This window comes from Aminobacterium thunnarium, assembly GCF_055390565.1.
In genome coordinates this window covers 230,756-245,904 of the sequence record NZ_AP042412.1, presented here as the reverse complement: position 1 = coordinate 245,904, position 15,149 = coordinate 230,756, and the positions used below count along the sequence as shown (strand labels likewise).

Annotated in this window: 11 protein-coding genes; 1 reads left to right on the top strand and 10 read right to left on the bottom strand. The window is 40.9% G+C overall.

Annotated features, from left to right (window positions below; all coding sequences use genetic code 11):
* Positions 1 to 3 precede the first annotated feature (3 nt).
* The 4 genes from ACZ5GY_RS01175 to ACZ5GY_RS01160 all read right to left on the bottom strand — a co-directional run bounded on the left by ACZ5GY_RS01175 (position 4) and on the right by ACZ5GY_RS01160 (position 5,196).
* The gene (locus ACZ5GY_RS01175) at positions 4 to 1,110 is read right to left on the bottom strand and encodes an ABC transporter permease (RefSeq protein WP_374047584.1); all 1,107 of its coding nucleotides are present in this window, start codon (positions 1,108 to 1,110) and stop codon (positions 4 to 6) included.
* Positions 1,107 to 2,150, bottom strand: a complete 1,044-nt coding sequence (locus ACZ5GY_RS01170; protein ID WP_374047607.1) for an ABC transporter permease subunit — start codon at positions 2,148 to 2,150, stop codon at positions 1,107 to 1,109. Before ACZ5GY_RS01170 ends, ACZ5GY_RS01175 begins: the two co-directional genes overlap by 4 nt.
* The gene (locus ACZ5GY_RS01165; RefSeq protein WP_213690964.1) at positions 2,150 to 3,760 is read right to left on the bottom strand and encodes a sugar ABC transporter ATP-binding protein; all 1,611 of its coding nucleotides are present in this window, start codon (positions 3,758 to 3,760) and stop codon (positions 2,150 to 2,152) included. The genes ACZ5GY_RS01170 and ACZ5GY_RS01165 overlap by 1 nt, the downstream gene beginning before the upstream one ends.
* A 137-nt stretch (positions 3,761 to 3,897) precedes the next feature.
* Positions 3,898 to 5,196 carry a DUF3798 domain-containing protein gene (locus tag ACZ5GY_RS01160; protein ID WP_213690963.1) on the bottom strand — a complete coding sequence of 433 codons (1,299 nt, stop codon included), beginning with the start codon at positions 5,194 to 5,196 and terminating at the stop codon, positions 3,898 to 3,900.
* A gap of 500 nt (positions 5,197 to 5,696) precedes the next feature.
* Between ACZ5GY_RS01160 and ACZ5GY_RS01155 the strand changes: the two genes are divergently transcribed.
* Positions 5,697 to 6,896 (top strand): CdaR family transcriptional regulator, encoded by a 1,200-nt coding sequence (locus ACZ5GY_RS01155; RefSeq protein ID WP_213690962.1) that lies wholly within the window; start codon positions 5,697 to 5,699, stop codon positions 6,894 to 6,896.
* Here the strand turns inward: ACZ5GY_RS01155 and ACZ5GY_RS01150 are convergent.
* The 6 genes from ACZ5GY_RS01150 to ACZ5GY_RS01125 form a co-directional block, all read right to left on the bottom strand.
* A complete protein-coding gene (locus tag ACZ5GY_RS01150) occupies positions 6,881 to 7,774 on the bottom strand; it encodes a DMT family transporter (protein WP_213690961.1) in 894 nt (297 codons plus the stop codon). The two genes, ACZ5GY_RS01155 and ACZ5GY_RS01150, sit on opposite strands and share 16 nt — an antisense overlap.
* Positions 7,761 to 8,456: a transglycosylase SLT domain-containing protein gene (locus ACZ5GY_RS01145; protein WP_213690960.1), complete on the bottom strand. Its 696-nt coding sequence runs from the start codon at positions 8,454 to 8,456 to the stop codon at positions 7,761 to 7,763. The genes ACZ5GY_RS01150 and ACZ5GY_RS01145 overlap by 14 nt, the downstream gene beginning before the upstream one ends.
* Positions 8,456 to 9,721 (bottom strand): D-serine ammonia-lyase, encoded by a 1,266-nt coding sequence (locus ACZ5GY_RS01140; protein WP_213695964.1) that lies wholly within the window; start codon positions 9,719 to 9,721, stop codon positions 8,456 to 8,458. Before ACZ5GY_RS01140 ends, ACZ5GY_RS01145 begins: the two co-directional genes overlap by 1 nt.
* Before the next feature lie 99 nt (positions 9,722 to 9,820).
* On the bottom strand, positions 9,821 to 12,856 hold the full coding sequence (locus tag ACZ5GY_RS01135; protein ID WP_213690958.1) for an efflux RND transporter permease subunit: 3,036 nt from the start codon (positions 12,854 to 12,856) through the stop codon (positions 9,821 to 9,823).
* Positions 12,853 to 13,914 carry an efflux RND transporter periplasmic adaptor subunit gene (locus tag ACZ5GY_RS01130; RefSeq protein WP_213690957.1) on the bottom strand — a complete coding sequence of 354 codons (1,062 nt, stop codon included), beginning with the start codon at positions 13,912 to 13,914 and terminating at the stop codon, positions 12,853 to 12,855. Before ACZ5GY_RS01130 ends, ACZ5GY_RS01135 begins: the two co-directional genes overlap by 4 nt.
* 11 nt (positions 13,915 to 13,925) lie before the next feature.
* Positions 13,926 to 15,116 carry a TolC family protein gene (locus ACZ5GY_RS01125; RefSeq protein WP_213690956.1) on the bottom strand — a complete coding sequence of 397 codons (1,191 nt, stop codon included), beginning with the start codon at positions 15,114 to 15,116 and terminating at the stop codon, positions 13,926 to 13,928.
* Positions 15,117 to 15,149 lie beyond the last annotated feature (33 nt).

Below are 15,149 nucleotides of genomic sequence, written 5' to 3'. Positions count from 1 at the left end.
TTGTCAGGCATTCCCACGTAAGGCTCGCCGCGCTCTATCTTTATCTTGCTGACGACGCCACGCATGCAAAACAAGAGCTATGGCTATAATTCCATACGAGACAAAGACTCTGAAGTATTCTCCTAATTGCGCCTGTCCAATGAGATATTTCCCTGCCATAGGAGAAACAACAAACATAAGGTGGAAAAGGATAACACCTATAAACACATTGGGAATAGTCGCTTTAGTAACACTGGCGCCACCAACGAGAAGAGCAGCTATAGCAAACATCCCTGCCTGCTCGTGACTATTATATGTATTCATAGTACCAATGTTCTGCAAGAAAATAATCTGGCCGTAGCATGCGAGTACCGTTGAAATTACGATAGAAATAATACGAGTTCTTTCTACCGGAATACCTGCTGCTTCGGCTACATCCATATCTTGTCCCACAGCTCGCATATCTTGCCCTAACTTTGTCTTGCGGAACCATACGACAAAGACGCAAAAAGCAGCGATAACAAGAAATGTCGCAATAGGAATAGCTACGCCACCAATTGAAAGAGGAATAAGGTTATCGAGACATTTTCTGATATTCTCAAGGTTCGTTACATTTCGAATACCAAAACCTCTCGATAAAACAAGATCTGGACTCTTTATCGGAAATACACTTCCAAAACCATAAAGAACGATAAGCTGATATACACCATTCATAAAGAAGCCCAATATAAAGGATGTAACCATCTCCCGCCCTTTGGCTCTGTTCAAGATAACTCCGCACATCCAGCCTAACAAGACAGCAAGAGGAGTAGAGATGATCATTGCCAGAACCATTCCAGGAATACCAACAATGTTCCAGTCAGTAATGAGAATAAGCCCGATCTCTCCTGCCATTGCTCCCAGCACCATTCCAAAATTAAGGCCCATTCCTGCCATGATAGGGATAAGCAGGGAAAGGACAAGGAAAGAGTCTCGCGCCAGACGAACAAGCATTTCCTGTACTAGATACTGAGTCGAAAAGCGAGAAATAGGGATAGCCACTGCGCTTAGCGCCAAAAAGATAATTGGCACCGCGTTACTAACAAAGAAATGGGATAAATTATCCTGAAAAGACGATTTTTTAGTCATCATGATTTCACTTTCACCACCCTCGTGAGAGCATACAGAATCATACCGTTAGAAACGATGATTCGTATAACTTCTGACATGTCAGTCTCAATGAGACTATTGATAACGGATGGAGTCATTGTCAGGATTCCCTGAAAGAGAATCGTACCAATAACAACATTGAGTATAGACGCTTTATTTACTGATGCGCCCCCGATGAGGATAGCTGCTACTGCAGGGAAAGCCATATAAAAAGGCCCCATATACAGCTGTATGAATCCGAAACTCTGCTCGTACATTATGATACCTATAGCACCAAGAACTGTTGACAAAACAACGGAGAGAGTTCTCATTCTATCGACATTTACTCCTGCTGCTTTTGCATATTCAGGATTCGACCCCACTGTCGTCATAGCCGTGCCTATTTTTGTCTTCATAAACATCCACATTGCAAAGCAAAGAAAAGCGAAGAAGAGCATCATCCCTGTGGGACAATAAAAGAAATCGCCTATATTAAAGGCCAAAATGTCACTAATAGCCCTACTCCAGTACCCATCTACCGAAATAGTCGTACGTAAGCCTGCTCCGGCATATCCCCAAACCATATTAGGACTTTTGTACGGAAGAACCAGCCACATAATGCACATAAAAGCAACAGAGGAAAAGCCTACATAGGTAGCAATCATCATTTCGCCACCTTTTACTCTGTTTAGAAGCTGGCCGTACAACCATCCTAGAACAATCGCTATGGGAGTAGCGATGAGCATGGCTGTAAAAATCCCGGGAAGACCTGTTACTCCTAATTCAATACTAGTTACCGCGCCAAGCAAGCCGGCGATAATACCCAAAGGCAAACCGAAGTTAAGACCACATCCTGCCTGTATCATAGGTACCATAGCAAGGACCATGACTCCGTTCATGCCAAAACGAACGAGAGTATCGCTAATTGAAGTGTCTACCCGAACCCTAACAAAGGGGGCCATGACAAAAAGTCCGAGAAGAAAAAGGGCTATAATAACCCTTGGCCAGCCGGCTTTTTCAATAAAACTGCGTATGTTGTTCATCATACACCCACCTTCTCCACACCATTTTTAATTTCACCAAGCATAAGAAGTCCAAACTCAGTTGATGGGCATGTAGCAGGACGTGTGCCACCGATTCTGCCTTCATTGACAATAGCTATCTGGTCACAAATAGACCGTAATTCTTCAAGTTCTGAAGAGATCATGACGATTGTTGTGCCTCTCTTCTGGTTGTATTCTCTCAATGTATCGAGTACAACTCTCTTTGCTCCCACGTCAATACCTCGTGTAGGTTCTGAAACAAAGAGTAATTTAGGGTGAAGCGCAAAGGCTTTCGCCAGACAAACCTTCTGCTGGTTACCACCTGAGAGCTCCTGCACGCGCTGATGCTCACCTGTGCACTTGATTTCAAGAGCCTCGATATACTTTTGTGTAGCTTCTCTTATGGCTTCTTCATCACGAATTTTAAACAAACCGCCAAAAACTGGTTTCAAAAATCTACTTTGCATCTGAAGGGTTGTAAAAATAATGTTCCATGAAATGGGCTCTTCTAGTAGTAAACCAACACCACGACGATCCTCGGAAACAGACGCAATTCCCATAGAGAGAGGGGAACGAGGATCATTTAAAACAACTTCTTTTCCATCAAAAACAACACTGCCGCCTGAAGGGTACATTCCCATTATGCCATTAGCAATTCCAAGTTTACCTTGACCCGCCAATCCCCCGATACCAAATATTTCTCCCTCTTTTACTGAAAAAGAAACATCTCGCACCGTTTCACCTGGCATATCTACCCAAAGGTGCTCTACTTTGAGAATGTCTTTAGCAAATGATCTTACTGTTTCTTCCCTAGCAAAAGCAGACTCAATATTCCGTCCCACCATATGAGTGGCTATTTCCATTACGTTTGTTTGTGCCGGAGTCGTTTCATGAACAACTTGTCCATCACGTAAAACAACAATCTTATCGCACACATCAATGATTTCATGTAATCGGTGAGATATAAAGATGATGGCAATTCCCATAGCTGCTAATTTTCGCATGGAAGCCAAAAGTATCTCTGCTTCTGATTCTGTCAACACCGCCGTAGGCTCATCAAGGACAAGAAGTTGGGTCTTTTCTTTATCAATTTCCCTTGCTATCTCGGTAAATTGTTTGTGTCCTACAGGCATTTCTGAAACGAGAGTATCAGAGTCAATAACAACGTTAAGTTTCTCTATTGCAGTTTTTCCACGAAGTTCCATTTCATCTGTGTTAAGAGTGCGAAGACGATCGCCAAAAGATTCTACGAGGACGTTATATTGTGTAGGCTCTCTGTTCAATACAATATTTTCTGCAGCGGTAAAACCAGGGATCAAAGAGAACTCCTGGTGCACCATTCCGATACCAGCATCCAGAGCATCAAGAGGATTCTTAAACTGAGCTTCCTCCCCATTAATGAAGAATTTACCTTCATACCCTCCAGTTTCCTGGATTACAGACATTCCGAAAAGGATATTCATTAATGTAGATTTCCCCGCACCATTTTCTCCAACAAGCCCGAGAATCTGGCCTTTCTCGAGGGTAAAGCTCACATCCTTCAAGACTCTGTTGCCAAAATACGCCTTGCCTATCTTTTCCATCTTTAATAAGGGCTCAGATAAAGCCATTGTTGTCACCTCTCCACTTCCAAGCCTTGGAAAAATTCTCCTGGAAAATTAGGAGCAGAAATAAAGGGGAGGAAAGGATTTTCCTCCCCTAAGAAAAGGCTCGTTTTTAGGTCGCTATTTCTATGGGGCCTATTTGACTATTTAATAGAGAAATACTTTTCAGGAACCGTAACATCGGTCATGCCAAGGTAGCCAAGGCCAAATATATAGGTATCCTGATAAACGAGAACGTGATTCTTCTTGACAACGCCAGTAGCGATATCTGTGTAGAGACTTCCGTTCCATTTTGCGCCAGGCGTATATTTTCCGTAGCATTCAAAGAGAGCATCAGAATCTTCGAGTTCAACAGACCCTTCAACAACCCGTTTGGCAAATTCGCCAAGAGCTGCTGTTGTGGTGTAACCATAAGAGTAGGCCCATGTTCCCATTCTCTTGGATCCGCCCTTAGCAGCAACTGCTTCTTCTACTCTCTTAAGTATTGCAGGCCAATCGCCTTTAACGTCAGAGAGTTCTATCCCCAAAGCTCCGGGATATCCCATAAGAGGAGAAGGAAGGTCTGCTTCTACAAAATATCCACCCTCTTCAGCAATACGCTTCAGCAATGGCTCTGTATGAGCGTCATTCGTACAGAAGAATGCTGTGTCTTTACCATACTTTTCAAGCCAGGCAGGAACTTTCTCAAGAATAAACTGCTGAGCTCCGGCAACTCCCACGTCACTTGTTGGGTCTGGAGCTGTTTCAAAATGGAATCCCATACCCAGATCCTGACATGCAACTTCCATAATGTTTCTACGGCGAGAAAGAAGTTCGTAGCTCATATGTCTCGGGAAGGAAATGTGAACAAATTCCTTGGCACCCATTTTCTGGGCAGCCGCTACGATCAGATAACCACGGGCGATATTATCGCAGTTAATTACAAGATCAGCAGCAGACTCGATAACACCTGGGTCCTCATGAGCTTCTCCGGCAAAGAGAAGGATGTCAGGGCGTTTTTCCCGAACTCTTCTGAAAGCCTCGGTTGTTCCCGGAATAGCCTGGTTAACGATAATGGCTTTCATCATGGGATCATCGGCCAAACCAGCTATCTGAGCAATAGTGGTTTCCATTTCAACCATGAAATTATCCGGATAAGTAATATGCTGAATCATTCCGCCGTCACTTACACTGCCGTACTCTTCAATAAGCCGTTCTGCACCACGAAGGTCATCTTCAGATTGAGAAACGGTACCGGTGCAAATACCAATATGGAAAGCCGCTTTTTCCACTGAAGTTTCAGCCGGCTTCTCCGCCGGGGCTTCAGCTGTTTTCTCAGCTGGCTGCTCAGCCTGCTGTTGAGGAGCTGGAGCCTGTTCCTGGGGTTTGTTCCCCACCATCATCCAACCACCAAGTGCTACTAAAATAACGATAACTAAAATGACAAGTTTCTGTTTCTTCATTACCCTACCCCCCACCTATAGTATAGATCTATACACATGATTGAAGAGTCTACTATAGTATTTTATTGTCAAAGCATAGAAAAGACAAGAGAATTGTTATTTTAACTATTTATTTCTTTACCAAAGTAAACAAATTTAAGAAAAAATAAACGGGAGGACACTTTTGTCCTCCCGTGGGAAAGGGGAATATATTTTTAATGGCACGGCCAGGCCATTCATAAAGAACCAATCCTCTACCTTATAGTTATATAACCTCTGCTAAACCTGCCATAAATACGACGCACAGAAAGGCTATTCCGGCACAGGCTGACAGAACAAATCTGTCATTCATGGTTATTGCCTCCTTAGTAACAAGTTGTCTTTTTTATTGCTTAGTTATATTATACACAAGAAAGACACGAAGACATGAGACAAATGAACAGTTATTATGTATTATAAACATATATATTTGTGCTTTTGAACAATATTTTTCCACAACAAACTAAAAGGAGCAGCTACCAATGCTTGATAAAATTGCGCAAAAAATAGCATCTTCTACAGCAGAACTCATTAACATCGACATTATCATTACAAACGAAAAAGGAATTATTATTGGAGCCAGCGATCCTAGCCGAAAAGGAAGTCTTCACAAACCCTCTCTTGATGTTATAAGAACGGGAATAAATTCAATACAGGAAGAAAATGAAACGTTACTTCTAGACGGAATAAGACCAGGAGTCACTTTACCTATAGAATTCGCAGGAAAAAGAATTGGAACAATAGCTCTTGCTGGGATGCCCTCAAAAGTTACCCAATTTGGTTTGCTTGTAAAAAAACACACAGAACTTATTTTGAGTGAAAAAATGTTTTCTGAAGCTTTTTTTCTTCGAAGTCGGGCTATACAAACTCTTATGGAACAAATTGCCGCTTTCGACCCTGAAAAAGATGATGAAACATCACTTTTTGTTTCCGCTCGCGGATTAGGTTTTGAACTTCAAATTCCTCGGATTGCTATTGCGGCAGAACTGCTCTATTCTCGAGCGACCGACGACGAAATTGGCGTTGGTTCTACTCCATATACACAAATGGATGTTCTGATGGCTATACGAACAGCTTTTAACAGACCACAGGATATTTCAACAATGATTGATCCCGACCGTTACGAAATACTTCGAGCGGCAAATGCTTTGCTCAACGAGAAACAAGTGGTGGAAAGAACGCGAAAGGAATGTGAAACGTTACAAAATCTTTTAAACGAAAAAGGATTGGAAATTGTTATCGGCATAGGAACTCTTGCTCACGATACATCAAGACTTCCTGCTTCACATCGAGATGCATGGAAAGCTGTCACTATTGGCAAAAATATTTATCAAAAACCAGGAATCTACTCTATTAACGAAATGATGTTGGAAGATCTTCTGACAACTGCCAGCCGAGATGTTGCTGAACGTTTTAGGGCATCTCATCTGACCCCTCTGAAAAAAGCCTCTGATGGTGAAGAACTTATACACACCTTCAGAGTTTGGTGTGAGCATCGTTTCAGCCCCAGTGCTGCGGCCCGCACGCTCAATATTCATAAAAATACCCTAAACTATCGAATCAATAAAATCGAATCCATATGTGGACTTGACTCTCAAAATTTCAAAGAGATACTTTCTCTCTATACAGCCATTCTCATCAATGAACTTTTCAATAGGAGTGACCATCAATTTTTCTTGTGATAATTGACAATTCCTACACCCACTAAAACTAGCAATCCTCCCAAAAGACTGGAAAAAAGAAGGGGTTCTCCAAGAAATAACCATGCAACTGATACTGCAACTATAGGATTGAGATAAAGAAAAACGCCGACTTCTGACGCGGGAAGAGCCTTGAGGGCATCGTACCAAAATACATAAGCGACAGCAGAACAAAGAACGCCCAAAAAGGCCACACTTCCCCATCCTGCAACATCAAGATAGGAAATATCGTGTAAACCATGAACAAATAAAGGTATAGAACAAAAAATCCACCCAGAGGCAATAACAAAAAACATGGACAAAGCAGGTGGAAGAGTTTGCACAGTTTTTCTCGATAGAACTGAAAAAAGCGCCCATGTAAAAGCTGAGCAAACAACAAGTAATTCTCCGAAATTATAGTTAGCCTTCGTAAAAAAGTGTATATTCCCCTTCGAAAGAATCACCAAAACCCCAAAAGCAGCTAAGATAATTCCATAAGATTGTCTCTTTGTAATTCTTTCCTTAAGAAAAAAACTACCAAGTAAAGCAATAAGAATGGGAGTCCCGGCAATAATCAATCCAGAAATCCCTGCAGCAGCCGTTCGAAGTCCAGCAGACTGTATATAGCTATGTAAAAAGACTCCCAAAAAACCTAAGCCACACAGTTCAACAAGCTGACGTGTCGGAAGATGTATAAATGATTTTTTAATGTAAAGGATGCCACCTAAGACAAAAGTCCCGATTCCGAAACGAAGCCACAACAAGGTTGTTGGCGATATTTGTGATACCGCAACTTTGATGGCAGTAAAGGAACCGCCCCAAAAAAGTACAGCCAGAAGGGCTTCTATTCGAGCTCGTACATTAGGATTACATGTCACCATAGGCACCTTCGATAAGCAAGTTTATTTTTTGAGCGAAACGATTATCCAATTCCTGACGGTAAGAAAAAATTCCTCTCACGTACCTTTCACTCTTCCCACCATAGTACCTTGATAAAGCACGGATAATATCACCTTCTGAAGAGTTTAAATAACACGAAAAAATATATGTTCCTACCATAATGTTATTTTTGGGTTTCATCATATCTGAAAGAGTTTTTATATGGGAGAAGGCTTTCGCTATATTTTGTTTATGAACACGCCAGTTGATCTGCATCAAACCATAAGCGACTCTAGAACGAGCGCTGTGTCGGGCTTTTGACTCTTTTATAATAATGGCAGCGATAATAAAGGGATCGACACCAAATTGACTTCCTGCTTCTAATACATAGTGTGCATAATTTTCTGCACGATCTACTTCGAGATTTTTATTTTTTTCTCTAAAAAATTCGGCAATGGCTTCTTTTCGTACTTGAGTCTCCATCTCTTTTTGTTGCCGCTTCTCTTCTATTTCTTTTTCTTTGCTGAGTTCTTTATCTCTCTCTTGTTGTGCGTACATCTCCGAGGGAAGAGTTAAACACTGCCCCTCTGCCCAAACTGGAGAAGACAAGAAAAATCCTACGAAAAGAAGTGAAATGATAAGTGAAATGTTCTTGACATTTATTTTTGAAGTCAAACTACTCATTACCTGAGCCCCTTCCCTTTAGCATACATTTTATTAAAAAGATCGTCTGGCAAAAAAAGCCCTCCTGTAAGCCAGGCTATGTGCGTTCCTTCTGCTGGAATTTCTGGTGTAACCAACGGCCCTTTTATACTCGCAGCTCCAGAAGGTTCTATTCTTTTCTCTTCCGTATCATAAAGAAGGGCGAGAAGACGATAAAGTTCTTTATCTTCTATTGTATAGATTCCTTCTATCAAATTTCTTTCAAGCTTCATTACTAGTTTAGAGGGAGAACCAACAGCCAGACCATCAGCTTCAGTTACTCCATCAATACCACAATCTGAAACTCGAATAGAATCATCATTCTTAAGCATTCCAAGAAGCATACAGGGAGCATGAGTCGGCTCCACAAAATAGCAACGTACAGCATCGCCAAAAAGATGCTTCAACCCAAAAGCTATTCCACCTGGCGCGCCCCCAACACCACACGGTAAATAAACCTGAAGAGGGTGAAGATCGTCTACGACAATTCCATATTTCTTAAGCTGTTTTTCAAGTCGAAAAGCCGCTACAGCATATCCTAAGAAGAGATCCACCGAGTTTTCATCATCTACAAAGTAAGCTCTAGGATCTTTTGCGCACTCTTTTCTCCCTTCTTCCACGGCTTTCGAGTAATCGTCATCATATTCCTTGACTATAACTCCATGATTCCTCAAAAAGGACTTCTTCCATTCTTTCGCATCTCGAGACATATGCACTGTTACCTGAAAGCCAAGGGTGGCCGAAATAATTCCAATGCTCATTCCAAGATTCCCTGTCGAACCAACCGCCACTTTATATTGAGAAAAAAAGTGACGGAATCGTGGTTCATAAAAAACAGAATAATCGTCATCAGGAGAAAGTAATTTTTCTTCCAGAGCTAACTCTTCCGCATGTTTCAACACTTCATAAATGCCGCCCCGTGCCTTTATTGAACCAGCAACTTGAAGTTCACTATCGCACTTAACAAAAAATCGGCCATTTATTTTATGCTTGTAAAGAGTCTCCATCGCTTCTTTAAGATTGGGGGTTTCACACAGGGGAGATTCGATTATGCCATCTTCCGTTTCTGGAAAGGCTTTTTTTAAGAATGGAGCAAACCGTTGTAAACGATCGCCTGCATCCTTTATTTGCATAAATGAAATGGGAAGCGTTTCAAGAAGTTTTACTGCGTCCTCTTTTTGATTGTTAACCCATGATACAGGCTCCATTTTCAAGACACGCTGAAGCACAGTATTCGTCTTCTCCATAAAATCAACACCTCTTTTTCTTTGGAAAGAGTGTCGCCATAAAGTTTAATTAACAATAGGAGGTATTCTAATAGAATATTGAATCTTCATCAACCGCTATTATACCGAAGTCCTTCTATGAAGAATGGTGTAAATAGGTGGAATAGCAAAAAGTGCTAGTGTCCCCCCCGCTATAAGACCTCCTATAACCACTATGGCCATGGGAGCTCGATACGGTCCGCCTGCACCTAGCCCGAGCGCTAATGGAATCATGGCAATAATGGATGTTAAATCAGCCATAATAATAGGACGTAATCTGACAAGACAGGCCTGACGGATAGCCTCGCGGGGTGCAAGACCTCCTTTTCTGCTTTTTTCTGCATAGTCAATAATAACGATTGCATTATTAACAACAAGTCCCACAAGCATAACGACACCAAGCAAGCCGTAAAGGGAGACAGCCGTTCTTGTAAAATATAAGAAGGGTATAACTCCAATAGCTGAGAGAGGAAGAGTAATCATAATAACGAAGGCATAGAGATATGATTCAAGAATAGCAGCAATCATTAAAAATGTGAGAATTATAGCCATGCCAAAAGCAACGTATAGATAATAAAAGTTTTCTTGAATATCCTCCACTTCTCCTGCAAAAGAAAAGCGATAGCCAGTGGGCAAAGAAATTTCGTGGATTTTATCTTGTATTTCTTCAAAAGCACTTCCAACGCTACGTCCATTTACATCAGCTTCAATAGTTATGGCACGTATCCGATCAGATCGAAGAATACTCGTCGGACCAACACCATAGGTAAATTCAGCTAAAGAAGAAAGGGGGACAAAACCTGAAGGTGTAGCAATAGGGAATTCTTCAATTTTATTAAGAGAAGATCTACGCTGGAAATCAAGAAGTGAGACAATATCATACTCTTTCCCTTCAACTCTGAACACACCTGCTTTTTTCCCGGTAATATAGTTTCGAACCGTCTCTGTAACATCCCGAACAGAAATTCCTAAAAGCCCGAGCTTCCATGGTATCGGAAGAATTTGAAATTCAGGACGCCCCAACCGCCAATTCGTATCGACATCCACAACGCCTTGAGTCTGGCGCATCTTTTCCATAACTTGACCGGCAATTTTATTCAATTCACCTATATTTTCGCCTGAAATGAGAATCTGTATAGGTTTACCAGGTGATCCCCCTCCACTTACGGAGGCACTTATGCTTGCTGTAACATCTGGTATAACTGCAAAATATTCACGAAGACGTTCTGCTAATTCAAAGGAAGAAGGTCGCTTCGGATCGTCGGTCAAAACCACTTTGAGCCTGCTTCTATTCACGCCAACTTCTGAACGACTGCCGCCAACGGCAATTTCTATAGCCTTCACTCCCGACAAAGAACGAACGTATTTTTCAACTTTTTCTGTAACTTCCTCTGTATAGGCAAGGGATGAAGCAGATGGAAGTTCAAGAGATATTTCCATCAAACCTCTATCCACTCGCGGAATAAATTCAACACCTAAAAAAGGAACTAAAAAAAGCGAAGCCAAAAATGCAAGTGCAAAAAGGCCAAGAGTCAGATAGTTATGGTCAAGAGCTTTATCAACAAGAACATCGTGAGCTTTATCAAATTTAGAATAAAGCCAAGACCACCATGCTGTCGCCTTTCGACTGAAGTCAGATGGTTCAGTACCATAGGGCACTCTGGCAGCAACCATGGGTGTCAATGTCATAGCAACCCATAGAGAAAAAATAGTAGCAAAAACAATAGTGAGGGCAAAATCCTGTAAAAATTGTCCAGCTATCCCTTTCATAAAAGCTACTGGGATAAATACCCCTAAATTTGTAGCCGTAGTGGAAAAAACAGAAAGAGCAATATCTGCCGTTCCTTTCTCTGATGCTACAAATGCTTCCTCTCCCAAGTCTCTGAATCTGTAAATATTTTCAAGAACCAAAATAGAATTATTAACGAGAATTCCAACGGAAATAGCTAAACCAAGAGTACTCATCATATTCATAGTTATATCTGAAATATACATAGGAATAAATGTTGAGATAACAGCTGTAGGCATGGCAGCCGCCACAACGAAAGTCAGGGAAAAACGCTGCAAAAATAGAAAAAGGACGAGGCCTGTCAAAAGAATTCCAATTAGCATATCTCGGAAAACATTGCGTATCGCCTCTCGTATAAAGGTGGAGATATCATCAGTAATGGTAACTTCAAATCCTGTCGGCAAAAAGGGGATAATATCTTCCAATTCTGATCTGATCCTATCGCTAACCTCAACAACGTTACTCCCGGGAGTAGCTATGCAATCGATAAGTATGGCTTCTTTTCCCTCATATTTGGCATATCCTCGTGGTTCTTCTGTCGTATCAACAATCTGTCCTACGTCTCCAAGACGAATAGAGGTGGTTCCTTCAAGAGAGATTCTGATATCTTCGAGTTCATCCGGATCCTTCACTTCTCCTAACACACGAACGGAACGTTCTTTTCTACCCTGAATAATATGTCCAGAGGGATCGTTAACGTTATTCGCATTCAGAACCTGAATAATTTTCTCTGGGGATATTTTATATTGATAGAGTTTTACAGGATCTAGGTACACGTGAATTTCGCGCTGTAATCCACCAAGAATTTCAGCACTGGCAACTCCCTGTATCTGTGTCAATCTGCGCTGAACCTTATCTTCTACAATGTCATAAGCATATTCAGGAGGAAGATTTGACGAAATGGCAATGGTCATGAAGGGAAAGGCATTGATATCGAATTTTTCAGTAACAGGATCTTCCGAATCATCTGGCAGTGTGGCGCTTATAGCTTTGACACGGTTAGAAATATCCATAGTTGCTTCTGAAATATTCACGTTATACTCAAATTCAACAACAACAAAAGAAACACCTTCCAAGGAATAACTACGAATACGCTTCACTCCTTCGACCTTGGAAACCGCATCTTCAATAGGCTTACTCACCAAAAGTTCAATTTCAGAAGGGCCTGCTCCACTATAAGCCGTCATAACAGAGACAACGGGGATATCCACATCGGGAACGAGGGCTACACCAATATTAAAATAGCTATAGAGACCAAGAACAACTGCCAGTAAGACTGTTACGCTAGTAAAAACGGGACGTTCTATAAAGACTCTCAAGAATTTCATGGAGACACCTCTTCAAGAATGGGAGCCCCATCATAAACTTGATCTACACCTCGCCTGACTAAAATTTCTCCTTCTTCAAGCTCGCTTCTTACTTCTAAAAGACCATCTTGTGCACGACCTGGAACAATCTTCCTCTTAAATGCCTGATTCTCCTTAATTATAAAAACATAGACCTCATTACGTTCTCTCCTCAATAAATCATCTGGGATAACTATTGTATTCTTCCTCGAATCTAAACGTATCTGGATTTCCACAAACGTTCCGGGATAAAGATTAACCGGCCGCTCAAGAGAGATTACGGTTTTATACATACCTGTTTCAGACTGCGCTTCAGGATCAATTCTCTTAACAAATCCACGAGTTATGGTATTTCTGCATAAAATACGGCAGGGACTACCTACATCAAGAGTAACTGCATCGGAAGAAGCCAACATAACCTCTACTTCAAGCTTGTTTAAATCTGCTAAGCGAAAAAGTTCTATTCCCGGCTCTGCGACCTCTCCGACATCTATATCTTTAGAAATAACGACCCCTTCCATTGAAGACCGTATAGCTGTTCTGTGCATTGTTGTCTGAGCTTCCTGTAATCGAGCCCTCCTTTCATTAAGAAGAGCCAAAGCTTGCTCAACTTCCTTTTTTGAAATTCCACCAGCATCATAAAGACGCTTTTTTCGCTCTAAATCACGTTTTGCATTTTGAAAGTCTGTTAATTGAGATGCCAGTTCCGTCGTTTGAGTAATCTTTTCAAGCTCGCAAAGCACTTGACCAGCAGAAACTTTATCCCCCACATCTACATAGACCGCAGATACAAATTCTCGAACATAGGCAGTTATTGATTGCTCTGATACAGATCGAATTTTTCCGTAATATGTTTTCCAATAATCCCAATAGGAACGCTCAACAACATACGATGTAACTGGAATAGCCTGTATGCCAGCTACCGTTTTAATCTCTTCAGAATCTAGCTTTTTATTGTTTTTTTTATACGTGATCATAATCAATACAGAGAAAATTAATATGATAAGAAACAACATAAAACGTTTATTTGTCTTCATCATAGACACCTTTTCTAACTTTCTTTGTCTGGTCCGCTTTCAGGATGACTATACCCTCCAGCAACTCTTTTTAATTCCGCTAAGGATTTATACACATCCCGAATGGCTGCCAAATATTCCGTCTGGACTCTCTGGTTCTCTACTTGAGCACGTAAAAGATCAAGTTGATTGCCCATTCCCTCTTGGTACATCAACCTTGTAATAGCCAACTCTCGGGTACTCTGATCCAATTGCTGTTTTCTGCTTTTTTCCAAAGCTAGCGATTTTTCCCAATCATTTTGAGCTTCTACCACTTCTTGATATATAGAGGTTTCTTTAGCTTGTATATTGTAATGAGTCGATTGTATTAACTCTTCATATTGCTTCTGTTGCAATTTCGATTTTTGTCCATCAATAATAGGCACTGTCATTACTAACGAGAGACGGATATCACCTTCCAAAGACTCTTTTTGCTCGCTATCGGTAAGGGCTACATATCCTAAACTAGCTTCAAGCATTGGAGAAAGTCCTTTGGCTGCAAGAATGCGCGAGAGTTCCAGTTGTCTTAACGTCAAATTGAGTATGTTCAAATCATCTCTGTTGGCTAAAATTAGTTCAATAGTTGATGAATTTACAGATAGAACAGACGAGGTTGATATGCTCAACGAAGAAAGGGCTGTTTCTGGAATCATATTCAAATGTTGATTTGTCGCAAGAACATTCATGGAGGTCAAAGCATTTTGGAAAAAAGCTTCAGCTTCAGTCAAAAAGCTCCGGCTTTCTTCTACTTGTGTAGATGCTCTAATAACATCAAGTTCTGGAACCATTCCCTGCTTATATTTTTCTTGAGCTACTTTTAATAGTTCAAGTCTCTCATAAAGAATATTTTTTTGTAACTCTACATTTTCTTTAGCCCACGCAGCTTCCCAAAAGGCCTTTTCGGCCTGCGCAAGAATTTTATTTTTTTCATCTTTATATTGGAAAATAGATTTCTCATATTCAATAAGATAGTATTCTTCTTCAGGAAGATATTTTCCAGCAATATCTATTTTTTGAAGTACGTTTAAAGATAATGTCTGTTCATTTTTATTGCTTCCAGTAAAAACGATATTCTCTGTTTGAAGATTTATGGCAAGCCTCTGATGGGCAACTAAGGACTGAACTTCTGAGAATTTAGCTTTTGCTTGTTTCACAAGAGCTAAAAGAGTAGGATTCTGAGTATCCACTATTCTGAGATACTCCTCTCTATTTATGAGAGT